This is a genomic window from Arhodomonas sp. AD133 (assembly GCF_051195215.1).
Lineage (GTDB): Bacteria > Pseudomonadota > Gammaproteobacteria > Nitrococcales > Nitrococcaceae > Arhodomonas.
The window spans coordinates 60,120-82,913 of sequence record NZ_JBNAZM010000015.1 but is presented as its reverse complement, the minus strand read 5'-3'; the positions used below and the strand labels follow the sequence as shown (position 1 = coordinate 82,913).

Genomic DNA, 22,794 nt, shown 5'->3' with positions numbered 1-22,794 from the left:
CTAAACGAAGTTGGGGGCGAGCAGTCGCGGTATGGATAACACGAGCCCGGGGAAGAGGATCACCAGGAGCATCACGGCGAGCATCACCGCCAGGTAGAGCCCGGTGGTGGCGAGCGCCCGTAGCATGGGAATACCGCCGATCTTGGCGGAGATCATCAGGCACAGGCCGTAGGGCGGCGTGATCAACCCCAGGCCCAGAGCCATGACGCCGACCACGCCGAAGTGGACGGGGTGGACGCCGGCGTTGAGCATCAGCGGCTGGAACAGCGGGGCGAGAATCGCCATGGCGGGCAGGGAGTCCATGAACGTGCCGATCAGCACCATGACCGCGGCCATGACGAGCAGCAGCACGGTGGGATCGGTAATGTCGATCCCGGCCATGAGCTTGGGCGGCACGCGGTAGAAGCTGATCAGGTAGCCGAAGATGGCCGCTGCCACCAGGCTGAAGAGCGACAGCGAACACAAACGCACGGTGTCCGTGGACGCGTCGAGTACGCTTGCCGGCGTCAGCTCGCGGTAGACCGTAAAGCCGAGAATGAGCGCGTACAGCACAGCGATGACCGCCGCCTCGGTGGGCGTGACGATGCCGAGCGTGATACCGCCGATGATGAGCACGGGAATGCCGCCGGCCAGTACCCCGTCCTTGCCCGAGGCGAACAGGGTGCGCAGGGAGGCGCGCTGGCGCACCGGGATGTCGTAGCGCCGTACGTAGCCCATGTTGAGCGCGAGCTGGGCGCCGCCGATGAGCACACCGGGCACGATGCCGCCGAGAAAGAGCCCCGCGATGGAGGTGTTGGTAAGCGCACCCCAGACGATCATGTTGATCGACGGCGGGATCACGATGCCCATCACCGACGAGGCCGCCGTGACCGCCACCGCGAAATCCGAGGGGTAACGCTCGCGCTTCATGGCGGGGATCAGCACCGTGCCCACGCCGGCGCTGTCGGCGGTGGACGAGCCGGAGACGCCGGCGAAGAGCATGCTCACCAGCACGTTCACGTGAGCGAGGGCACCGCGCAGATGGCCCACCAGGTTGAGGCACAGGGCGATGAGCCGGTCAGTGATGCGCGCGGCGTTCATGAGATTGCCCGCCAGCAGGAACAGCGGCACGGCGAGCAGCACGAACGAATCCATGCCGTAGTACATCCGCTGGAAAAGCACCCAGGGGGTGAGGCGCGGGTCCAGGGTGATCACGGTGAAGGAGACGAGCACCAGCGCGATGGCGATGGGCACGCCCGCCACGATGAGCATGCCCAGGCCGACGAACAGCAGCCAGGGCAGCAGCGGCCACCACTCAGCGGAGATCATGGGGCCCCTCCGGGGTAATCGCCGGCTCGGCGTCCGGCGCTTGTGGGGGCAGTGTCTCGAGGCCGTCGCACAGAGCGGCTAGCGTGCGCGCCATGGCGAACAGCAGGGTGAGCGCGCCGCAGACGACGAACGCGGAGTAGACGTAGACCATGGGCAAACCGGCTGCCGTGAAGGTGCGGCGCAGCCCGGAGACGGCGAAATCCCAGCCGTAGTAGACGAAGAGAACGCCCATGGCGATAAAGGAGAGCTCGCGCACACCGTGGCTCATGCGGGCGAGTCGGCTGCGCGCCAGAAAGGCCTCGAGCACGAAGTGATCGGCGTGGCGGACGCCCAGCGCCGTGCCCAGCATCACCATCCACTGGAAGGCGAACCGGCTCATTTCCCCGGTCCAGTAGATGCGGGGCAGCGCGCTCAGGTTGCGGCTCGCGATCTGGTAGAGCACGAGCACGAAGAACGTCGCCAGCAGGAGCAGCAGCAACGCGCGCAGAACCCGCTCCAGGGTGTCGTTGAAACCTCGCAGGCCATGCAGGGTGGCTCGCATGGTGACCTCCGCAGTGGGGTCGCCGGCCCGCCAGCGGCGGACCGGCGTTGCCGGCTACTTCGCGTTGACGATCTTTGCGTGGAGCTCGGTGAGCGCCATATCCTCGATGAGTAGGGCCTGCTTCTACCTGCCGAATACGTCGCGCCGGGGCCCTTGTCGGGCAAGACAAGGCGGCGTGAGCGCGGTGTAGCATCGCTACATAAGCGAGCGCCAACGCGGTATTGGTCGACAAGGGCCCCGGCCCTTTGGGTTGCGGCTGACATCCGCCTACGCGGCGTTGCTCGTCGCTCATTTAGAATCACTAAACTTCGCTCCTCGCGCCTTGCCTAGTCGGATGTCAGCCGCAACGCGACGCATTTGGCAGGTAGAAGCAGGCCCTAGCGAGTGGCTCGCGCACCATGGTCTTCATCCGCTCGCGGTCGAGCTCGTGCAGCGTCGCGCCCTCCTCGACCAGGGTGTCCAGGGCCTCCCGGTCCTGGCGCAGCTGCACCTCGCGGGCGTAACCGGCGGCCTCCCTGGCCGCGGCCTGGACCTGCTCGCGCTGTGCGTCGTTCAGCCGCTGCCAGGTTGCCCCGGAGATGGTGAGCAGCCGCACGGTGATGTCGTGCCGGGAGAGCCCGATGTGCGGTGCCACCTCGTGGAAGCGCATGCGGTGGATCCACTCCGCCTCGTTGAGCAGACCGTCGATGGCGCCGAGCTGCAGGCCGGTGTAGATCTCTTTCCACGCCATCACGGTGGGCTCCGCGCCCAGGGCTTTCCAGGCGGCAATCAGCGGGTCGGTGGGGTTGGTGCGCAGCTTCATGCCCTCGAGGTCGGTCAGGCTTTCGAGCGGCCGTCGGCTGACGATCTGGCGGGTGCCGCCGCCGAAGAAGCCGATCACGCGCACGCCCGTCTCGTCCTCGATGCGCCCGGCGATCTCCCGGCCCACGCCACCGGTGAGCACCGTCCGCCAGTGCGCCACGTCGCGGTACATGAAGGGGATGGAGAAGACGTTGGCCGTGGGCGAGAAGTCGGTGATGAGCCCCGGATTGATGATGGAGATGTTTAGGGTCTGGTGCCGGTCGAATCGCGTCTGCGAAGCTACCAGGCAGCGTGCAGAACAAGGCGCGAGGAGCGCAGTTGGCTGACTGCCAATAAGTGACGAGCAACGCCGGGCTGCGCGCTGCCTGGTAGCTTCCCTTCGGGTTGGGCCGAGACACCGCCCCGGCGGCGTTGCACGCCTTGACTGGGCAATCAGCCCAGCGCGGCGGCGCGCGCCTTGCCGGATGCGATGTCTCGGCCCAACGCAAACGCGATTCGACCGGCACCAGACCCTCATGCGCCGGCCATCTGCTGCTCGAACATCTCGGTTTCGTGCCCGAGCACGGAGTTGGGCAGGATGGTGACCGAGAGGTCGCCGTCGCTGGCGGACTCGAGTGCCTCCTGGAAGCGCTTGGCACCAGCGTGATAGGCGGTGTCCTCGGTGCCGCCGTGGCCGAAGCGCAGCTCCAGGGCGTGGGTCGGCGCCGCGGCGGCGGTCAGTATCGCGGCAGCGATCGCCCCGCCAATGGCCTTGCGCAGACTGATCATTTGCATGGCTCTCTACCTCCTCGTTCGGATCCGTGCCGGATCCTTGCTTTTAGAACGATCTAATTAGTATGCAAAAAAGAACCGGTTCGTCCCTGCGATTCCCTGGTCGCCGCTACGGTGCGGCGGATGCCACTCAGTGCTCGTCGTGCGGGCGCCCGCAGGACTGGCGGACGATAAGGCGCGGCGGAAGCACGACGCGCTCATGGGCCTCGCCGCGGCGGTCGATGCGGCGCAACGCCAGACGTGCGGCCTCTTCGCCTATCTGAAATGCATTGGTGGAGACCGTCGTCAGGGCTGGCCGGGTGAGGGCGGCCTCTTGCACGTCGTCGAAGCCGACCACGGCGAATCCCTCGCCCGGGGTGATGCCCCGACTCTGCAGTCCCAGCATGGCGCCGAAGGCGACCACGTCGTTGTAGCACAGCGCTGCCGTCGCCGGCGTCTCGGCGTCGAGCAGGTCGGCTACCGCTGCCGCGCCCTCGCGCCGGGTGAGCGGTGTATGCAGGATGCGCTCGTAGTCCAGGCCGTGGCGGGCGAGCGCCTGGCGGTAGCCGGCGTAGCGCTCGCGGGTCGCCGAATGCCGGGTGTCGCCGCCGATGAAGGCGATGCGCGTGTGACCGCGCTTGATCAGGTGCTCGGTGGCGATGTCGGCACCCATCAGGTAATCGGGCCCGGCGTAGTCCTCGTCGTGGCCGCGCAGGTAGCGCAATACCTGCACACAGGGCGTTTCCCATGCCGATGATTCGTCCACGAACGACTTCGGCATGCCGTCCGCCGGGCAGATGACGATGGCATCCACGTGCTGTTCGCGCATGCGCTCGATGAAGCGCCGCTGGCGTTCCGGCGACTCGCCGGTGTTGGCGAGGAAGGCGACGTAGCCGTGCCGATCCAACGCGGCGTCGACACCGGCGGTGAGCTCGGCGAAGAAAGGGTTGGTCACGTCGCAGACGAGCAGGCCGACAGTGTAGGTACGCCGGGAGCGTAGCGTGGCGGCACCGCGATTGTAGATGTAGCCGAGCGCGGCGATGGATGCCTTGACCCGCTCGCGGGTGTCGTCAGCGACCAGCGGGCTGCCGCGCAGCACCAGGGAGACGGTCGAGCGCGAAACCCCGGCGTGGGCGGCGAGATCCTGAAGCGTCACGCGTTGGCCGGATCGTTTGTGCGCGAGCGGGCGATTCACAGGGCGAGTCTCCTCCTGGGCGAGCACGTGTCGTAAAGCCGCGATCGAAGTGTTGGATCGATCTAAAATCTAGACAAAGCTCATCGCCTCGTCAAGGGCGTCGTTACAGACGCCCGGGAGAGCGCGCACGCCTGCCGGCCGGCGCTCCCCCGGGCAATGGGCATTTCGGCCCGTTCGTCACTCGCCGCTCGTCACCCGACCCGGCTGACTCAGATCACCGGAGGCGACGTCGAAGACATCGACCACGCACAGCAATGGCGCATGCACGCTCTCGTTGACCCGCAGGCCGGCGGTCACGGCGTCGTAGCTGGTGTCCACCAGGCGCTCGGCATCGCCGAAGGGGGCGCGGACGCGCACGGTCTCCTCACCGATTACCGGTGAATACCCGGGGCTGTCGATGAAGATCGGCAGCCCCGGCCAGGTGGGCGGCAGCTTGGGATCGGAGCCTTCGGGAATGTCCTTGACCTTGAGCGCGCCGTCGCCACAGGCCTCGTCCGGTACCAGTACCACCCAATGGCTGTGCCAGACGTTGCCGTCGTTGTCGAGATTGCCGTCGCCGTTCTCGTCGAACAATGGTGTGTCGTCGAAATCGGGGTGTGCGGTCACGGCCATGGCGAGAATACCCTGATCCTCGCCGAAGCCGACCTCGCTGGTGTCCAGGCCGGTAGGCCAGACGTAGGAGAACACGTCGCTGCCGGCGAGCTCGCCGGTGGCCGTGGGCTTGCTGGTGCCGGCGTCATCGCTCACGGCCATGCGAAAGACCAGGTGTGGGCCGTCGGCGCTGACGCGGGCGTGAACGACGTCGAAGGCGGCTTCGGCGTCGCCATCCTCGGCCTCGATGCTGTGAGCGTGGACTGCGCCCGCGAGCGTTGCGGCGAGCACGGCGGTAGCTGTAACGGGCCAGGGCTGGCGGAGTCGGGTGGTCATCGTGGCTCTCCTTGTCGGTGTGTTGACGATGATGGCGGCGCCGCGAAGCGCGACCACAGCCGTGCCGCTTCCGATGCGGCCGCGGGCTCGTGCTCCGGGCAGTCGAGGCGCAGGTGGTGCGCCCCGAAAGGTGCATCCACGAACGCGCAGTGATGGGGCGTGTCGGCGTCCGCGTGGGCGTACGGGCGGAAGTAGTGGCAGGTCACGCACAATCGGTTCACGGGGATCTCGCCGGCAAGCTGCAGGTTACGGATCACCTTGATCAGCGCGGTGAGTAGCGTCGCCTGCTCCGTTTCGGAGAGACCGTCCACTGCCCGCAGCAGGAAGTCGGGCCAGCCCGCGACGGCATCGGCGGTAGCGCGGCCACGGGCTGTGAGCGTCAGGGCGACAGCGCGCTGATCGTCGGGGCTGGGCTGCTTGCTGACCAGGCCTTTCCGCACGAGCGTGGACACGGCTCGACTGGCGGTTGCCGGACGCACCGAGAGCTGCTCGGCGATTGCCTTGAGGCGCATATTCTGCGGGGCCCGGGCGCGGAGCAACGCCATGATCTGGCCCTGGGTGGGGGTGAGGTTCCCGGGCGAGGCTTGCGCCCAGTCGTGACTGCGCATGGCGCCGCCAAGGCGTGCCAGGCCCGTGGTGATGCGGTGTGCGAGCGAGTCGTTCAGCTCATCGAAGGGGGTATCCATGGCACTATATTTACCACTGCTAATAAAAAAAGTCACGATCGTTGGACGCCTGGCTCGCACGGCGGTTGGCGGTTGTTACGGCGCTTCCCCGGATTCGCCCCCGAGGGGGGTAGCGGCGGCGGTGAAACGGTGCACGCGATCCGGCGTGAGCATTTCCCAGCGATACGCCATACCCTGAAGGATGAGCACTGCGGCGGTGATGGCACCGGCGGTCAGCTCGGCGCTGAATGCTGCGGTGTCGTAGCCGCGGCGGGTCTCGCGAAGTGGGAGACGTTGGGTCTCATGTGCCTCGCAGGGCTTCTCGGCACGCCGAGGTGTCCTGCGATGTAAGGTTGTTGCGTTATATGCAATATATGAATAACCTTATTCATATAAGATTTAAGCCCCGGCGGAGGCCATCATGGCGGTGCGTACCGAAGTGAAGCGTTTCCTCCACGAGCCCACGTCCACGTTCTCCTACGTTGCCTGGGACTCGGCCACTCGACGTGCTGCAGTGATCGATGCAGTGCTCGACTACGATGCGGCTTCCGGTCGCATCGGCACCGACAGCCTGGACGAAATCGTGAGGTTCGTGCGGGATGCCGGTCTGAGCGTCGAGTGGGTGCTCGAGACCCATGCGCATGCCGACCACCTCGCCGGCGGTGGCCGTGTGCAGCGGGAGCTCGGTGGTCGAACCGGAATCGGCGTGGGCATCCGCGCGGTACAGCGCCATTTCCGCGGGGTATACAATCTCGGCGATGCGTTTCCCGTCGACGGCTCGCAATTCGATCACCTATTCGCCGACGACGAGCGCTTCGAGGTGGGCGGCCTGGCGGCGCAGGCCATCCCCACGCCGGGGCATACGTCCGACAGCCTGACTTACGTGATCGGCGATGCCGCCTTCTGTGGCGATACCCTGTTCATGCCGGATGGTGGGACCGCACGCTGCGACTTCCCGGGCGGCGACGCCGCTACACTCTATCGTTCCATCCAGCGCCTCTACGAGCTTCCGGCGTCCACCCGGCTGTTTGTGCTCCATGATTATCGGCCCGGCGGTCGCGAGTACCGCAACGAGACCACCATCGGCGATCAGCGCCGGCACAATATTCACGTCCATGACGGGGTCAGCGAGGCCGAGTTCGTGGCCACCCGGCAGCAGCGTGACCGGACGCTGGGAATGCCGCAGCTCATCATTCCCTCGATTCAGGTCAACATCCGCGGCGGCATGCTGCCCGGCCCGGAAAACAACGGCACGGCGTATCTCAAAGTGCCCTTGAATCATGGCGATGCGTTCAGCCAGACCCACGAGCGGGGGGAGCAATGAGTATCGCGGCATTCGACCCCTGGCCTGCGCTGGTCGGCGGAGTGCTGATCGGAATTGCCGCCACGTTGCTGTTGTGGTTGAACGGGCGCATTGCCGGTATCAGCGGTATTGCGGCGGGGGCCATGGAGGAACGCGGCGAGGAGCGTGTGTGGCGCTTGCTCTTTCTCGCTGGTCTGCTGGGTGGCGCAGCGCTGGTGTTCGTGCTGTGGCCGGAGCGTGCGGCACTGCGCTCCGGAATGCCGTGGTGGGGCGTGCTGATCGCCGGGGTACTGGTGGGCTTCGGCACGCGGCTCGGCAGCGGCTGCACCAGCGGGCACGGCGTCTGCGGCCTGGGCCGGCTGTCGCCGCGTTCACTGGTCGCGGTGGTGACGTTCGTCGCAACGGCGATGGTCACCGTGTTCGCGGTTCGTCACCTGCTGGGGATCGCCTCATGATACTAATCTTCTCAGAGGTATTGTCATGCGTCAGCCGGTCTGTGCGGCGATGGGACAAGGCGCGAGGTGCGCCGTGTAGCCAGGCTACACAAGCGGCGAGCAACGCAGAACCATCGGCGCACAGACCGGCCCGAAGGGAGCGCCGCAGCGGCCCGGTGGCGGCGTTGCGCTCGCTTGACGTGAGCCGCGCCACGCCGGCGCGAACGTGCCTTGCCCCCGAGCCGCTGTGGCGCTCTGACACATGACAATACCTCTGAGAAGATTAGTAAGCCTGCTGGTCAGTGTTCTCGCGGGCGTACTGTTCGGGGCGGGGCTGGCGCTCTCGCAGATGACCGACCCCGCGCGGGTACTGGGCTTTCTCGATATCACCGGCGTGTGGGATCCGACGCTCGTGTTCGTGCTCGCGGGCGCGGTCATCACCACCGTGGTGAGCTTCCGTGTCGTCCTGCGCCGGAGCCGGCCGGTCTATGCCGCCCGCTTTCAGCTCCCCGGGCGCCGCGACATCGATGGCCCGTTGGTGCTCGGCGCGGGGATCTTCGGTATCGGCTGGGGCGTCGCCGGTTTCTGCCCGGGGCCGGGGATCGCTGCGTTGGTCATCGGCAGCGCGGTACCCGTGTGGTTCGTGGCAGGGCTTGTGCTGGGGATGATCGGCTACCGTATTTCCCGACGCGCCACCGGGTAGCGGCGCACAGCCGTTCGGTTCAATCGAGCCGGGGTGGCTTTCGCAGGGCTTTTGCCTTCCCCCGTTTAACCTTGCGGTCCGTACGCTTGCTGCGTGCCGATTTGCTGGGTTTCGTGGGGCGTCGCTGCTTCGGCGTCTCGGCGACGCTGCGGATGAGCGCCCGCAACCGCTCCAGGGCCGCTTCCCGGTTCTGTTCCTGGCTGCGATGGCGCTGCGCTTTGATAACCACGATGCCATCGCGGCTGATCCGCTGGTCGCCGAGCGTGAGCAGGCGCTCCTTGTAGAACGCAGGTAGCGACGAAGCACCGATGTCGAAGCGCAGGTGCACCGCCGAAGCCACCTTGTTCACGTTCTGCCCACCGGCGCCCTGGGCGCGAATGGCATTCAGCTCGATTTCGTCCAAGGGAATGGCGACGTTGTTGGATATCTTGAGCACGGGTTGGCTGTCTCGTCTGTGATGGCGTTTATGCTACTAACCTTTTCGAAAGTATTGCCATGTCTCAGTGGCCGTGTGCGCCGCTGTGGCAAGGCGCGAGGAGCGTGGTGTAGCAAGGTCTACATGAGCGACGAGCAACGCAGTCCACAGCGGCGCACACGGCCACCCGCAGGGCGCCACTGCGCGGCGCCTCGGCGGCGTTGCGCTCGCTTGACGTGAGCCTCGCCACGCCGGCGCTCCCGCGCCTTGCCGAGACACCGCGCAGTGACGCTGAGACTTGGCAATACTTTCGAGAAGGTTAGTAGAGGCCCCAGGGGCGTTCTTGTAGCGCGCCTGATGGATGCAGCACGACAGGGAGTTCGAGATGCCGGGAATTCACAATCGAATCCGTATGGCCGTGCTCGGGGCGGCACTGACGCTTTCGCCACTGACGCACGGCGCAGAAGCTATCCTCGAAGGGCAGCGTTTCCACCCGGTGGAAGGCGAAAGCACAATGGTGGCGACGAGCCACTTCCTCGCCAGCGAGGTCGCGCACGACGTGCTCGCCGAAGGGGGCAACGCGGTGGATGCCGCGGTGACCGCCGGATTCGCCCTCGCGGTGACCCAGCCACGCTCGGGCAACATTGGCGGCGGCGGCTTCATGCTGATCTCCGACGAGTCGAGCGGTGAAGTGATCGCCATCGACTACCGTGAAAAGGCCCCTTCGGCGGCCCACGAGACCATGTTCCAGGACGAGGACGGCAACGTGGTGCCGGAGCGCTCGCGTTTCAGCGCCAACGCCTCCGGAGTCCCCGGCACCGTGGCCGGCCTCGCGCTGGCGTTGGAGCGCTATGGCACCATCGAGCTCGAAGAGGCGCTGGCGCCGGCCATCCGGCTCGCCGAAGAGGGATTCGTCGTCCCACCGCGGTTCGCCAACGGCATTCGCGAGGCGCGGAACCGCCTGGAGCGCTGGGAATCCACCCGCAAGAAGTTCTTCAAGGCCGACGGTAGCCCGTACCAGCCCGGCGACGTTTTCAAGCAGCCCGATCTGGCGGCAACGCTCAAACGCATCGCCGAGCACGGTCCACGTGAGTTCTACGAAGGCAGGACCGCGGAGCTCATCGTCGCGGAGATGCAGAAGCACGACGGGCTGATGACGCTGGAGGATCTCGCCGCTTACGAGCCGGCGGTGCGCAAGCCGGTGCACGGCACATACCGCGGGTACGATATCTACTCCATGAGCCCGCCGTCGTCCGGCGGCGCCCATATCGTGCAGATCCTCAACGTCCTCGAGGGCTACGACATCGCGGCGCTCGGGCACAATTCCGCGCAGACCGTCCATCTCATGGCCGAGGCGATGAAGCGTGCCTATGCGGATCGGTCCGAGTACCTGGGCGATACCGATTTCGTCGAGGTCCCGCTGGACGGGCTCACGTCGAAAGCCTACGCGAAGGCGCTGCGTGAAGGGATCGATGCGGACGAGGCCACGCCCAGCGACACCATCGCTCCCGGCGACCCATTACCCTACGAGTCCAACGAGACGACGCACTTCTCCATCGCCGATGACAATGGGCTCGCCGTCGCCAACACCTACACCATCAACTTCAGCTACGGCTCCGGCATCGTGGTGGACGGCGCGGGCTTTCTCATGAACAACGAGATGGATGACTTCTCCGCCAAGCCGGGTGTGCCCAACGCCTACGGCCTGATCGGCGGTGAGGCCAACAAGATCGAGCCCAACAAGCGCATGCTCTCGTCCATGTCGCCAACCATCGTCAGGAAGGACGGCCACAATTTCCTCGTCACTGGCAGCCCCGGGGGCTCGCGGATCATTACCACGACACTGCAGGTGATCATGAACGTGATCGATCATGGCATGAACATCCAGTCGGCGGTGAGCGTGCCGCGCGTCCATCACCAGTGGCTGCCGGAGGAGCTGCGCATCGAGGCCGGCATCAGCCCCGATACGGTGCGGTTGCTGGAAGAGAAAGGCCACGATGTGGTGACCAAGAGCGCCATGGGCGCCAGCCAGTCGCTGCTCATCGATGACGATGGTTTCCACGGTGCCGAGGACCCACGCCGTTCCACGTCCTCCGCCATGGGCTTGTAACCCGGCGCTCTATTTCTCCTTCCGGGGTGTCCCGGGGCTCGTGTCCAGGGGGTGGCGTTTCGCCATCCCCTGGAAACCGAAACGCCGAAGCAGGTGCGCACGGGTTCGGCGGCCATGGAGCCACTGCATGGTCGCCGCGATCTCCTCGGCGAAGCCGTCGCGAGGGTGGCGGGCGAGGACTTCACCGACCACGATCCGCGGCAGCCGATGCAGGTCGCTGCCGATTACATCGAGTGTGGCGCCCCGGGCCAGAAGGGCCGCCTCGGCGCCTGCGTCCCTGGCGGACACAATGGGGTTGAGGTGGAGACTGATCGCCTCATAGATTCGTTCTCTTCGGGGGGGCGTGACGCCGATATATCCGCTACATGGAATCGGTTCTCAGTAAACGGACCTGCTTCGCCGGGGACGAGTTCGCGGCGGCGGATATCCGGATGAATTTCCCTCTGGAGGGTACCCAGGCGCGCGGCGTGCTCGGTGCCGATCATCCTTCGCTGAAGGCTTTTATGGAACGCATTCACGCGCGCCCCGGCTATCGTCGTGCGCTTGACCGAGGTGGTCCCCACACGCTGTTGCAATGACGTGCCGGGTGATCACGTGCTACGATCATCCTTACTGGAATTATTTTCCGTTTTGTGGTTCGTGAGACCAGGATGGAGGTGTCATCCATGAGCTGGACCGTCTATCTCTCCGGTGAGATTCACACCGATTGGCGTGAGCAGATCGAAAACGGCGCCCGCGAGCTCGGGCTACCCATCGAGTTCACATCCGCAGTGACCGACCACGATGCGAGCGATGCCGCCGGCGATGTGCTCGGTGAGGAAAGTGTCGGATTCTGGCGCGACCACAAGTCCGCCAAGGTGAATGCCATTCGCACGCAAACGCTCATCGAGCGTGCGGACGTGGTGGTGGTGCGTTTCGGCGAGAAGTACAAGCAGTGGAATGCCGCTTTCGACGCGGGGTATTGCGCCGCGCTGGGCAAGCCGTATATCACGCTGCATCCCGAGGACATCGTCCATCCGCTGAAGGAGGTGGACGCGGCCGCAATGGCGTGGGCGCAAACGCCCGCTCAGGTGGTCGAGATCCTGCGCTACATCACCACTGCATGAGACAGAACGACGCCGCAGGGCAGTCGCCCTGCGGCGTCGTTGCGATACCTCTGGCCGCGGACGTCAGAATCGGGTATGGGCCTCGCTGAACTTGAGGCCGTTAACCGCCCGCTCGAATGACGGGTTGCTCGTGCGCAGCTGCATCCGTGCGAACTCCGCCTCGGCGGGGCGTGCTGTCGCCCGCACCGTGCTGCCACGGTCGATAACACCGGCGGTGACTGCCTCTCCCTGATCCAGGCCCTGAACCAGCGAGCCGTAGATGCCTTGCGGTGCGCGAGTCATCATCCGCTCACCCGCGACGTCGTCAGTCGCGTAGCGATAAGCGAGTTCACTCTTTTCAGCGCCCATTCGCAGGGTCTCGAAAGTGCTCGGCCCCGCGGCGGCCACACTGCCCGCAACGCCCAGGCCGGCGATCAGACTTATGGCGAGATACTTGGCATGCATGGCAGTGCCTCCCTTGAATTGATGTGTCGGCGCTGGCTGGTTGGTCTCCAGCCTTGCTGATAAATATGGGGGCACGAGGGCTTCAGCAAAATGCGCGGCACTAGCCACAGGCATACGGGTTAATACGTATTGCGCGATGCGGCCGCGGGTGTTGGCGAGAAACGGGGCAGGTCGGAGGCGGCAAGGCCAAGTCCGATATTTAACCAGTATACCGAAGTGGCGTAGGGCGGATGGAGCGTAGCGCAATCCGCCTCTTTCTCTACACTCATACGCTACGCTCTCACTCTCCTGCCGGCAGGTCTTCGACTTCGCTACCGGCCCATTCCTGCGGGTGCCATCCCGCCGCCACGTAACGGTGAAGGCTCGAGTACGGCCATTGTGCCGGGTGGGCTACCAAGCCGTGCTTCACGGGGTTGAAGTGGATGTAGTCCATGTGACGTCGATAGTCGTTCTCGTCGCCAATGGTGTGCTCCCAGTAGCGTCGCTGCCAGATGCCTCGTTCACCGCGGCGTCGTCGATTGCCGGCGTTGTCGTACTCGCGCGTTAAAGCGCGTGAAAATCGGGCTTTCAGCCGTTGCCAGCGTCGCGGGTAATCTGCGTCGCCGTCGGGCAAGGTCCAGATGCAGTGGAGGTGTTCGGGCAGGACGGCGATGGCGTCGCAGCGGAAGGGGAGCTCACGTTGGGTGGTGCGAAAGGCTTCGCGCAGGAGAGCGACATGTCGGGTGAGCAGGTCGCTACGTCGATTAGCTAGTGTAGCGGTGAAAAAATAAGTGCCACCCGGGGCCCGGTTACGGCGATACTCGGGCATGATCGAGCGTCCGTGCTCTTGTTGACCTGAACTGTAGGTCGACTGCGCTTCGCTTCGTCCACCCTACAGGAGGGCGCGTCGCGGTGACGAGTGGCGTAGGGCGGATGGAGCGCAGCGCAATCCGCCTCTGTCCCGCCACCCCGCGCCGGTGGGCGCGGGGTGGCGGGGACGCTCGCAAAGTCCGCCTTCCGGTTAGGTCTCGTCCGGGTCGTAACCCAGGTTGGGGTTGAGCCAGCGTTCCGCGGTGGCGACATCCATGCCTTTACGCTTGGCGTAGTCCTCGACCTGGTCGCGATAGATGTTGCCGAGGCCGAAGTAGCGGCTGTCCGGGTGGCCGAAGTACCAGCCGGAGACCGCCGCCGTGGGCACCATCGCCTTGGAGGAGGTGAGCTCGATGCCGGCCTTGTTCTGCGCATCGAGCAGCTCCCACAGCAGGTCCTTCTCGGTGTGGTCCGGGCAGGCCGGGTAGCCGGGCGCCGGACGGATGCCGCGGTACTTCTCGGCGATGAGCTCGTCGTTGCTGAGCTGCTCGTCGGCCGCATAACCCCAGTAATCCTGGCGCACGCGGTGGTGGAGCATCTCGGCGAAGGCTTCGGCGAAGCGGTCGGCGAGTGCCTTGAGCAGGATCGCGTTGTAGTCGTCGTGATCCGCCTCGAAGCGCTTGACGTGCTCGTCGATACCGATGCCCGCGGTCACCGCGAAGCCGCCCATCCAGTCACGCAGGCCCGTTTCCTTGGGCGCGACGAAGTCGGCGAGGGACTGGTTGGGCCGGCCCTCGGGCTTCTCCGTCTGCTGGCGCAGGTGATGGGTGACCAGGCGCACCTGCTCACGACTGTCGTCGGTGTAGATCTCGGTGTCGTCACCGACGGCATTCGCAGGGAACAGCCCGAAGACACCGCGAGCCGTGAGCCACTTCTCCTCGATGATCTGCTTGAGCATCGCCCGGGCGTCGTCATAGAGCTTGCGGGCCTGCTCGCCCTGTTTCTCGTCGTCCAGAATCTTCGGGAACTTGCCCGTCATCTGCCAGGCCTGGAAGAACGGCGTCCAGTCGAGGTATTCCAGCAGCTCTTCCAGCGGCTGGTCCTCGATCACGTGGATGCCGGGCTTGGCGGGCTGCGTGGGCTCGTAAGCGCTCCAGTCGATGGGCGTGCGGTTCGCCCGTGCGTCTTCGATGGCGAGCCACTTCTGCTTGTGCTGGCGTTTGGCCCGCTGCTCGCGCACCCGCTCGTACTCGGTCTTGATCTCGGCGACGTAGTCGTCGCGCAGCGTTTTGCTCAGCAGCTTCGAGCACACGCCCACGGCGCGCGAGGCGTCCTTCACGTAGATGGTGTCGCCGCTGTACTGGGGTTCGATCTTCACCGCCGTGTGCACGCGTGAAGTGGTGGCGCCGCCAATGAGCAGCGGGATCTTCATCCCGCGGCGCTCCATCTGCTTGGCCATGTCCACCATTTCGTCGAGGGACGGCGTGATCAGCCCGGACAGCCCGATGATGTCGGCGTTGTGCTCCTCGGCCGCTTCCAGGGTCTTCTCGTTGGGGATCATGACCCCCAGGTCGATGACCTCGTAGTTGTTGCACTGCAGGACGACACCGACGATGTTCTTGCCGATATCGTGGACGTCACCCTTGACCGTGGCGAGCACGACGCGGCCGTTGGTGTCGCCCTCGGACTTCAGCGCCTCGATGAACGGGATGAGGTGGGCGACCGCCTTCTTCATCACGCGTGCGGACTTTACCACCTGGGGCAGGAACATCTTGCCGGAGCCGAAGAGGTCGCCGACCACGTTCATGCCGTCCATCAGCGGCCCCTCGATCACCTTGATCGGGTGATCGAACCGCTGGCGGCACTCCTCGGTGTCGTCCACCACGTACTCGGTGATGCCCTTGACCAGGGCGTGCTCCAGACGCTTCTCAACGGGCCATTCGCGCCATTCCAGGTTCTTGTCGTCCGCCTTGGCGCCGCCGCTCTTGAAACGATCGGCGTTGTCGACGAGGCGTTCGGTGGCGTCCTCGCGACGGTCGAAGAGTACGTCCTCGACGAGCTCGAGGAGCTCCTTGTCGATGTCGTCGTAAACGTCGAGCTGGCCGGCGTTGACGATGGCCATGTCGAGGCCGGCCTGCACCGCGTGGTAGAGGAACGCGGAGTGCATCGCCCGGCGCACGGGCTCGTTGCCCCGGAAGGAGAACGACAGGTTGGACAGCCCGCCGGAGACCTTGGCGTGGGGCAGGTTCGCCTTGACGTGCTGGGTCGCCTCGATGAAGTCGATGGCGTAACGGGCGTGTTCCTCGATGCCCGTGCCTACCGGGAAGATGTTGAGGTCGAAGACGATATCCTCGGCCGGGAAACCCACCTCCTCGGTGAGGATGCGGTAAGCGCGCTGGGCGATCTCGATACGCCGCGGCAGGGTGTCGGCCTGGCCCTCCTCGTCGAAGGCCATCACCACGACGGCGGCGCCGTAGCGCTGCACCATCTTGGCCTTGTGGACGAAGTCCTCCTCACCTTCCTTGAGGCTGATGGAGTTCACCATCGACTTGCCCTGGATGCACTTCAGGCCCGCCTCCATGGCTTCCCATTTGGAGGAGTCGACCATGATCGGCACGCGCGAGATGTCCGGCTCCGCGGCGGCGAGCTTGAGGAAGCGCTCCATGCAGGCGACCGCATCGAGCAGGCCCTCGTCCATGTTGACGTCGATCACCTGGGCGCCGTTTTCCACCTGCTGGCGGGCGACTTCCAGGGCGGTGTCGTAGTCCTCTTCCTTGATCAGGCGCCGGAACTTCGCCGAGCCGGTGACGTTGGTGCGCTCGCCGATGTTGAGGAACATGTCGCCTTCGCCGAGGTTCATCGGCTCCAGTCCGGACAGGCGCATCGCCGGGGGCAACTCGGGGATCTCGCGCGGGGCGATGTCGGTGAGCGCCTCGCGTATCGCGGCGATGTGCTCCGGTGTGGTGCCGCAGCAGCCGCCGACGATATTCACGAATCCGCTCTCGGCGAAGTCCTTGATGAGCTTCGCCATGTACTCCGGCGACTGGTCGTACTCGCCCATTTCATTGGGCAGGCCGGCGTTGGGGTGGGCGGAGACGTAGGTATTGCTCGCGATCCGCGAGAGCTCCTCGATGTACGGCCGCAGATCCTCGGCGCCGAGGGCGCAGTTCAGCCCGATGGAGAACGGCTCGACGTGGCGCACGGAGTTCCAGAACGCCTCGGTGGTCTGGCCGGTGAGCGTTCGCCCGGAAGCGTCGGTGATGGTGCCGGAGATCATCACCGGGACCTTGTAGCCGAGCTCCTCGAAGAACTCCTCCAGCGCGAACAGGCAGGCCTTGGCGTTGAGCGTATCGAAGATCGTCTCGACCAGTATCAGGTCGACGCCGCCTTCGACCAGCGCGCGGGCAGCTTCCAGGTAGTTCTCGCGCAGCTCGTCGAAGGTGACGTTACGGTAGCCCGGGTTGTTTACGTCCGGCGAAATCGAGGCCGTACGGCTGGTGGGGCCGAGCACGCCGGTGACGTAGCGGGGCTGGTCCGGGGTCTTCTCCGTCCATTCGTCGGCGCATTCCCGCGCCAGACGGGCCGCCTCGCGGTTGAGCTCGGGGACCAGGTCCTCGGTGTCGTAGTCCGACTGCGACAGCCGCGTGGCGTTGAAGGTGTTCGTCTCGATAATCTCGGCGCCGGCGGCGAGATTCCGGTCGTGGATCTCGCGAATCAGGTCCGGGCGCGTAAGCGTGAGTAAGTCGTTGTTTCCCTTAAGCGCTGCCGGGTGATCGGCAAAGCGCTCGCCGCGAAAATCCGCCTCCTCGAGCGGGTGCTGCTGGATCATGGTGCCCATGGCGCAGTCGAGCAGCACAACGCGGCGGGAAAGGTCGCTTCTCAGTTGCTCGGTGCGGTTGGACATGTACGATCCTTTCGTCTGCTGTGTATTCAGGCGAAAAGCCATTGTACGGGATAAAGGCCGCTCTCGTGAGAATTCGGCCCCGATTTTCCAAGAGAGTATGCCTGTATCATGTGCAGTTTATTGATTTTCAAGAAGATATTGATTTGGTGACAGCCGTGTGACGCGATCGGATCCACGGGGCAGTCAGTGCCCGTGGCAGCGTCGGTCGGTTGCTCGTGCAACCTCTCGGGGAGCGCACCCGCGAGCGCCTCGCCATGGCGATTTTCGCGCCGGCAGCGCCCTTGATGCGCGGTGTTATCGACGGGAGTGGTGCAAATCGCGTGCGTGCGGCATCGTTTCGCCGGGTCAAGGAATGCGTCGGACTGCCGATAGCGACACTGTACGAATCGCTCGCTGTCATCGTGAACCGGAGCCGCACTCGATGAAGTCGAAGAAACCCTTTTCACGCCGTCGCCTGGGAGTGGCCGCGAAAGTCTTCGCCGCGCCGCTGATCATGGTCGTTGCACTGGTGGTCACCGGTGTCACTACCGTGATGTCGCTGCGGGGTATCGAGGCCGATATGTACACGGTCACGGAGGACCTTGCCCCGGATACCGCGCTGGCGACCGACATGCTGGTGACGTTGTATCGCCAGCGGCTGCGGCTGGAAGCGTACGTGCTCGACCACGACGAGGCCTCCCGGGCGGCGTTCGGGCAGTACGGCGAGGAGTTCGGGGCCCTGCTCGAGCAGGCGCGCGAGCGTATCGACGACCCCCGGCAGCGGGCGTTGGTCGACGAGCTGGCCGACATGCATGCGCGGTTCACCGAAGGCTTCGATACGGACGTGGTGGATAGCATCACGACCATGGAGCGCATCAAGGCGGACAAGCTCGCAACCGCCGGGCCCAAGACCGAGGAAATGTTGAGTGGCATCGTCACCGCCGCCCAGGACATGAGCTACGCGACCCTCGCCTTCAAGGCCGAAACGGCGAATCGTCGCATGGTCCAGCTGCGAACGGCAGTGAATACCTTCCTGGTCACCCCGTCCGATGCCAATGCCGAGGCGATCTCCGAGCGCACGAGTGCCGCGGCTGAAGCCATCGCCGCCCTGGAGGATGCGATTTTCAGTGACGAGAACACCGAACGCCTCTCTACCGCCCAGGAATCCCTGGCGACCTATCTGGCGGGTGTGCGGCAGCTGCAGGCGGCCGTCGATCGGCTGCGGACCGCGAAAGCGGAGATGGACGACGTGGGGCCGCAGATCGCCGCCCGCGCCCGCGAGCTGGAAGACGAGGTATTCGGTGCGCTATCGGCGCAGGCGGAGGTTGCGGACCAGCGCGTCAGTACGACCATTACGCTCACCGCGGCGGTAGTCGGTGTGGCCGTGCTCGCCGGGCTGTTGCTCGCTGGGTGGATCACGCGCAGCGTCACGCGTCCGCTTCGTAGCGCCCGCGATGGCCTGAATCGCCTGCTCGAGGATATCCGTCAGGGGCAGGGCGATCTCAACACGCGTCTGCCGGTGACCAGTCGTGACGAAGTCGCCGATCTGGTGCGGGCGATGAACAGCTTCATCGAGACACTCCAGGACGTGGTCAAGGGTATCGGTCGTGAGACCGAGAGCCTCGCGACATCAGCCGAGGAGCTCTCCTCGATCACCGCCAGCACCGACGACGGCATCCGCCGTCAGCGCGCCGAGATCGAGCAGCTCGCCACCGCTATGAACGAGATGGCGGCTACGGCCCAGGAGATCGCGCGTAATACCGGTGAGGCGTCCGAGGCGGCCGAAGGCTCCCACGAGACCGCCGACCGTGGGCGGCGGATCGTCCACGAGGTCGTGGACACCATCGAGGGGCTCGCGCAGCAGGTGGAGCAGGGCGCCGAGCGTACCCGTGCGCTCAATGCCGAAACCGACAGCGTGACCAAGGTGCTCGACGTGATCCGCGAGGTCGCCGAGCAGACCAACCTGCTGGCGTTGAATGCGGCCATCGAGGCTGCCAGGGCTGGCGAGTCCGGTCGCGGCTTCGCCGTCGTCGCCGAGGAGGTGCGTGGTCTCGCCCAGCGCACCCAGGAATCCACCGGCGAGATACAGAGTATCGTCGAGCGCCTCCAGGAGGGCGCCCGCGAGGCCGCGGAACAGATGGAGGCGAGCCGCGGGACCGCGCGGACGAGCGTGGAAGAGGCTGCGCGGGCCGGCGATTCGCTCTCCGAGATCGCCGCGAGCGTTCAGCGCATCACCGAAATGACCACCCAGATCGCCGGCGCCGCGGAAGAGCAGACCGCGACATCCGGAAACATCTCCGAGAGCGTCAACAAGGTGAACGGGGTGGTCGACGAGTCGGTGAGCGCGGTGGGTCAGATCACCAGCTCCAGTCAGGAGCTCGCCGCCATGAGCGAACGCTTGCGCGAGCTCGTCGGGCGGTTCCGGGTCTAGTTCGACGGCGGACCGCGCTTCGCTTCGTCCGCCCTGCGTGACGACGTGACTAGGTCCCCGAGCGTGTCCGGGCTACCTCCCCCATCGCCGATTGCCGCTCGAGTGCGGCGCGCAGGTAGCGTCCAGTATGCGAGGCCTCCGTCCGGGCCACATCCTCCGGCGTGCCGGTAGCGAGTAGCCGGCCGCCGCCTTCGCCGCCTTCCGGGCCCAGGTCGATGATCCAGTCCGCGGTCTTGATGACGTCCAGGTTGTGCTCGATGACCACCACGGTATTGCCGTGGTCGCGCAGGCGCTCCAGCACCGTGAGGAGCTGGGCGATGTCATGGAAATGCAGGCCGGTGGTGGGCTCGTCGAGGATGTAGAGCGTGCGCCCGGTCTCACGCTTGGAGAGCTCGCGGGCGAGCTTCACGCGCTGGGCCTCGCCGCCGGAGAGCGTGGTGGCGTTCTGGCCGAGCTTCACATAGCCAAGGCCCACGTCGATGAGTGTCTGCAGCTTGCGCTCGATGACCGGCACGGCCCCGAGGAACTCGTGAGCCTCTTCCACGGTGAGCTCGAGCACCTGGTGGATATTGAGCCCCTTGTAGCGCACCTCCAGGGTCTCGCGGTTGTAGCGCTCGCCCTGGCAGACGTCGCAGGGCACGAACACGTCGGGCAGGAAGTGCATTTCCACCCGGAGCACGCCGTCACCCTGGCAGGCCTCGCAGCGCCCGCCCTTGACGTTGAAGCTGAAGCGCCCCGGGCCGTAGCCGCGGGCACGGGCCTCGGGGGTGCCGGCGAAGAGCTCGCGGATGGGCGTGAACAGCCCGGTGTACGTCGCCGGGTTGGACCGTGGTGTGCGGCCGATGGGGCTCTGGTCGATGTCCACGACCTTGTCGAGGGCTTCGAAACCATCAATACCGTCGCACGGCGCCGCGTCGATGCTGGCGCGGTTGAGGGTGCGGGCAGCCTGGTGGTAGAGCGTGTCGTTGACCAGCGTGGACTTTCCGGAGCCGGACACGCCGGTGACGCAGACCATGAGCCCCAGCGGCAGGTCCACGTCGATGTGCTGCAGGTTGTTGGCCCGCGCCCCCCGGATGCGCAGCCACTCGTCACCCGGCGCCGTGCGCCGTTCGGGTACGGCGATGGCGCGGCGGCCGGCCAGGTAGTCGCCGGTGAGTGATGCCGTGTTGGCCTCCACCGCTTCCGGTTTTCCCTCCGCCACGACTTCGCCGCCGTGGGTGCCGGCGCCGGGCCCCATGTCCACCACGTGGTCGGCGGCGCGGATGGCGTCCTCGTCGTGCTCCACCACGATTACGGTGTTGCCCATGTCGCGCAGGCGCAGCAGCGTATCCAGCAGGCGGCGGTTGTCCCGCTGGTGCAAACCGATGGACGGCTCGTCGAGCACGTACATGACCCCCACCAGGCCAGCGCCGATCTGGCTGGCCAGGCGGATACGCTGGGCTTCGCCGCCGGAGAGCGTGTGCGCCCCGCGGTCCAGGCTCAGATAATCGAGGCCCACGTTCACCAGGAAGCCGATGCGGTCGCGCACCTCGCGCAGGATTCGTTCCGCGATGGTGCCGCGGGCGCCCTCGAGATGCAGACCTTCGAAAAGCGCCTGCACGCGGCCCACGGAAAGCGCCGTGATCGCCGGCAGGCTGTGCTCGCCGATGAACACGTGGCGGGCCGCCTCGTTCAGCCGCGAGCCTTCGCAGTCCGGGCAGCACTCGGTATTGATGAACCGCGCGAGCTCCTCGCGAACTACCGCCGAATCCGTCTCGCGGTAGCGTCGCTCCAGGTTGTTGAGTACGCCTTCGAAGGGGTGATGGCGCGTGCGCTCGCCGCTCGGGCCGCTGTAGGAGAACGGAATATCCTCGTCGCCGCTGCCGCGCAGCACCACCTCGCGGATCGGCTCCGGGAGCGCTTGCCATGGCGTCTCCACGTCGAAGCCGTAGTGGCTCGCGAGGTCGGCGAGAATGCGGCTGTAGTAGGCATTGCGCCGGTCCCAGCCGCGGATAGCGCCGCCGGCCAGGGAGAGCTCGGGGTGAGCGACCACGCGTGCCGGGTCGAAGAACTGGTGCACACCAAGCCCGTCGCAGGTCGGGCAGGCGCCGTGGGGATTGTTGAAGGAGAACACCCGGGGCTCGAGCTCCGGTAGCGAGTAACCGCATTCCGGGCAGGCGTAGCGGGAGGAGTACAGGGGCTCCTCGGCTTCCGGCGCGTCCATGAACGCGACCCTGAGCAGGCCGTCGGAGAGGCTCAGGCAGGTCTCCACGGAGTCGGCAATGCGCGTGGCCTGATCGGCACGTACGCGAAAGCGGTCCACCACCGCTTCGATGGTGTGGGGGCGTTTGGCGTCGAGGGCCGGGGCTGCGTCGATCTCGTGCACGGTGCCATCGACGCGCACACGAATGAAGCCCTGGGCTCGGAGCTCGTCGAAGACCTCGCGCTGCTCGCCGCGGCGCTCGCTAACCAGTGGGGCGAGGAGCATGGCCTTGGTGCCCTCGGGCAGTCCCAGCACCTGGTCGACCATTTCGCTGACGGTGCGGGCGCGCAGCTCGATGCTGTGCCTCGGGCAGCGCGGTGTGCCGGCACGGGCGAACAGCAGCCGCAGGTAGTCGTGGATCTCGGTGACCGTGCCCACGGTGGAGCGCGGGTTGTGCGAAGTCGCCTTTTGCTCGATGGAGATTGCCGGCGACAGGCCCTCGATGTGGTCCACGTCCGGTTTTTCCATCATCGAGAGGAACTGCCGCGCGTAGGCGGAGAGTGACTCCACATAGCGACGCTGGCCCTCGGCGTAGATGGTGTCGAAAGCGAGCGAGCTCTTGCCGGAGCCGGACAGCCCGGTGATCACCACCAGCCGTTGGCGTGGCAACGCCAGGGAGACGTTCTTCAGGTTGTGCGTGCGCGCACCATCGATGCGGATGCTATCCATTACGTTGGGCCGGGCTGAACCAACCTGCTACTATACCGCTTCTGTCAATTCTTCGGCGGCGGCCGTTCGGCCGCAGTA

General features: G+C 65.9%; 20 protein-coding genes. 7 read left to right on the top strand and 13 right to left on the bottom strand.

Annotated features, from left to right (window positions below; all coding sequences use genetic code 11):
* The 7 genes from ACPEES_RS10985 to ACPEES_RS10955 form a co-directional block, all read right to left on the bottom strand.
* Positions 1-1,308 (bottom strand): TRAP transporter large permease, encoded by a 1,308-nt coding sequence (locus ACPEES_RS10985; protein ID WP_435103526.1) that lies wholly within the window; start codon positions 1,306-1,308, stop codon positions 1-3.
* Complete coding sequence (locus tag ACPEES_RS10980) at positions 1,295-1,849, bottom strand: TRAP transporter small permease (protein WP_435103525.1); 555 nt, start codon at positions 1,847-1,849, stop codon at positions 1,295-1,297. Before ACPEES_RS10980 ends, ACPEES_RS10985 begins: the two co-directional genes overlap by 14 nt.
* A gap of 337 nt (positions 1,850-2,186) precedes the next feature.
* Positions 2,187-3,167: a TRAP transporter substrate-binding protein gene (locus tag ACPEES_RS10975; protein ID WP_435103524.1), complete on the bottom strand. Its 981-nt coding sequence runs from the start codon at positions 3,165-3,167 to the stop codon at positions 2,187-2,189.
* Positions 3,164-3,424 (bottom strand): hypothetical protein, encoded by a 261-nt coding sequence (locus ACPEES_RS10970; RefSeq protein WP_435103523.1) that lies wholly within the window; start codon positions 3,422-3,424, stop codon positions 3,164-3,166. Before ACPEES_RS10970 ends, ACPEES_RS10975 begins: the two co-directional genes overlap by 4 nt.
* A gap of 127 nt (positions 3,425-3,551) precedes the next feature.
* Positions 3,552-4,595 carry a LacI family DNA-binding transcriptional regulator gene (locus ACPEES_RS10965; protein ID WP_435103522.1) on the bottom strand — a complete coding sequence of 348 codons (1,044 nt, stop codon included), beginning with the start codon at positions 4,593-4,595 and terminating at the stop codon, positions 3,552-3,554.
* A 177-nt stretch (positions 4,596-4,772) separates the two neighbouring features.
* Positions 4,773-5,522 carry a hypothetical protein gene (locus ACPEES_RS10960; protein WP_435103521.1) on the bottom strand — a complete coding sequence of 250 codons (750 nt, stop codon included), beginning with the start codon at positions 5,520-5,522 and terminating at the stop codon, positions 4,773-4,775.
* The gene (locus ACPEES_RS10955; protein ID WP_435103520.1) at positions 5,519-6,208 is read right to left on the bottom strand and encodes a MarR family winged helix-turn-helix transcriptional regulator; all 690 of its coding nucleotides are present in this window, start codon (positions 6,206-6,208) and stop codon (positions 5,519-5,521) included. Before ACPEES_RS10955 ends, ACPEES_RS10960 begins: the two co-directional genes overlap by 4 nt.
* Positions 6,209-6,608: 400 nt before the next feature.
* Between ACPEES_RS10955 and ACPEES_RS10950 the strand changes: the two genes are divergently transcribed.
* The 3 genes from ACPEES_RS10950 (at position 6,609) to ACPEES_RS10940 (ending at position 8,627) form a co-directional block, all read left to right on the top strand.
* Positions 6,609-7,511 carry an MBL fold metallo-hydrolase gene (locus ACPEES_RS10950; protein WP_435103519.1) on the top strand — a complete coding sequence of 301 codons (903 nt, stop codon included), beginning with the start codon at positions 6,609-6,611 and terminating at the stop codon, positions 7,509-7,511.
* Positions 7,508-7,945, top strand: coding sequence for a YeeE/YedE family protein (locus tag ACPEES_RS10945; RefSeq protein WP_435103518.1), 438 nt, complete (start codon positions 7,508-7,510; stop codon positions 7,943-7,945). Before ACPEES_RS10950 ends, ACPEES_RS10945 begins: the two co-directional genes overlap by 4 nt.
* A 241-nt stretch (positions 7,946-8,186) precedes the next feature.
* The gene (locus ACPEES_RS10940) at positions 8,187-8,627 is read left to right on the top strand and encodes a DUF6691 family protein (RefSeq protein WP_435103517.1); all 441 of its coding nucleotides are present in this window, start codon (positions 8,187-8,189) and stop codon (positions 8,625-8,627) included.
* A 19-nt stretch (positions 8,628-8,646) separates the two neighbouring features.
* Here the strand turns inward: ACPEES_RS10940 and arfB are convergent, their stop codons facing one another.
* Entirely contained in the window at positions 8,647-9,063 is a 417-nt protein-coding gene (gene arfB / locus ACPEES_RS10935; protein WP_435103516.1) for an alternative ribosome rescue aminoacyl-tRNA hydrolase ArfB, read from the bottom strand.
* Between the two features lie 364 nt (positions 9,064-9,427).
* Here arfB and ggt point away from each other — a divergent pair, with 364 nt between their 5' ends.
* Positions 9,428-11,152 (top strand): gamma-glutamyltransferase, encoded by a 1,725-nt coding sequence (gene ggt / locus ACPEES_RS10930; RefSeq protein WP_435103515.1) that lies wholly within the window; start codon positions 9,428-9,430, stop codon positions 11,150-11,152.
* A 9-nt stretch (positions 11,153-11,161) separates the two neighbouring features.
* On the opposite strand, the gene ACPEES_RS10925 is transcribed toward ggt, so the two are convergent.
* Positions 11,162-11,440: a hypothetical protein gene (locus tag ACPEES_RS10925; RefSeq protein WP_435103514.1), complete on the bottom strand. Its 279-nt coding sequence runs from the start codon at positions 11,438-11,440 to the stop codon at positions 11,162-11,164.
* A gap of 68 nt (positions 11,441-11,508) precedes the next feature.
* Between ACPEES_RS10925 and ACPEES_RS10920 the strand changes: the two genes are divergently transcribed.
* Positions 11,509-11,730 carry a glutathione binding-like protein gene (locus ACPEES_RS10920; protein WP_435103545.1) on the top strand — a complete coding sequence of 74 codons (222 nt, stop codon included), beginning with the start codon at positions 11,509-11,511 and terminating at the stop codon, positions 11,728-11,730.
* A gap of 87 nt (positions 11,731-11,817) precedes the next feature.
* The gene (locus tag ACPEES_RS10915) at positions 11,818-12,258 is read left to right on the top strand and encodes a YtoQ family protein (RefSeq protein ID WP_435103513.1); all 441 of its coding nucleotides are present in this window, start codon (positions 11,818-11,820) and stop codon (positions 12,256-12,258) included.
* Positions 12,259-12,321: 63 nt separating this feature from the next.
* Here ACPEES_RS10915 and ACPEES_RS10910 read toward each other — a convergent pair whose 3' ends face one another.
* The 3 genes from ACPEES_RS10910 to metH form a co-directional block, all read right to left on the bottom strand.
* On the bottom strand, positions 12,322-12,702 hold the full coding sequence (locus ACPEES_RS10910; RefSeq protein ID WP_435103512.1) for a hypothetical protein: 381 nt from the start codon (positions 12,700-12,702) through the stop codon (positions 12,322-12,324).
* Positions 12,703-12,982: 280 nt separating this feature from the next.
* A complete protein-coding gene (locus ACPEES_RS10905) occupies positions 12,983-13,510 on the bottom strand; it encodes an REP-associated tyrosine transposase (protein WP_435103511.1) in 528 nt (175 codons plus the stop codon).
* A 192-nt stretch (positions 13,511-13,702) separates the two neighbouring features.
* Complete coding sequence (gene metH, locus ACPEES_RS10900; protein ID WP_435103510.1) at positions 13,703-17,395, bottom strand: methionine synthase; 3,693 nt, start codon at positions 17,393-17,395, stop codon at positions 13,703-13,705.
* A gap of 421 nt (positions 17,396-17,816) precedes the next feature.
* On the opposite strand from metH, the gene ACPEES_RS10895 reads away from it, so the two are divergent.
* Positions 17,817-19,805, top strand: a complete 1,989-nt coding sequence (locus ACPEES_RS10895; RefSeq protein WP_435103509.1) for a methyl-accepting chemotaxis protein — start codon at positions 17,817-17,819, stop codon at positions 19,803-19,805.
* A gap of 49 nt (positions 19,806-19,854) precedes the next feature.
* On the opposite strand, the gene uvrA is transcribed toward ACPEES_RS10895, so the two are convergent.
* Complete coding sequence (gene uvrA / locus ACPEES_RS10890) at positions 19,855-22,716, bottom strand: excinuclease ABC subunit UvrA (protein WP_435103508.1); 2,862 nt, start codon at positions 22,714-22,716, stop codon at positions 19,855-19,857.
* Positions 22,717-22,794 lie beyond the last annotated feature (78 nt).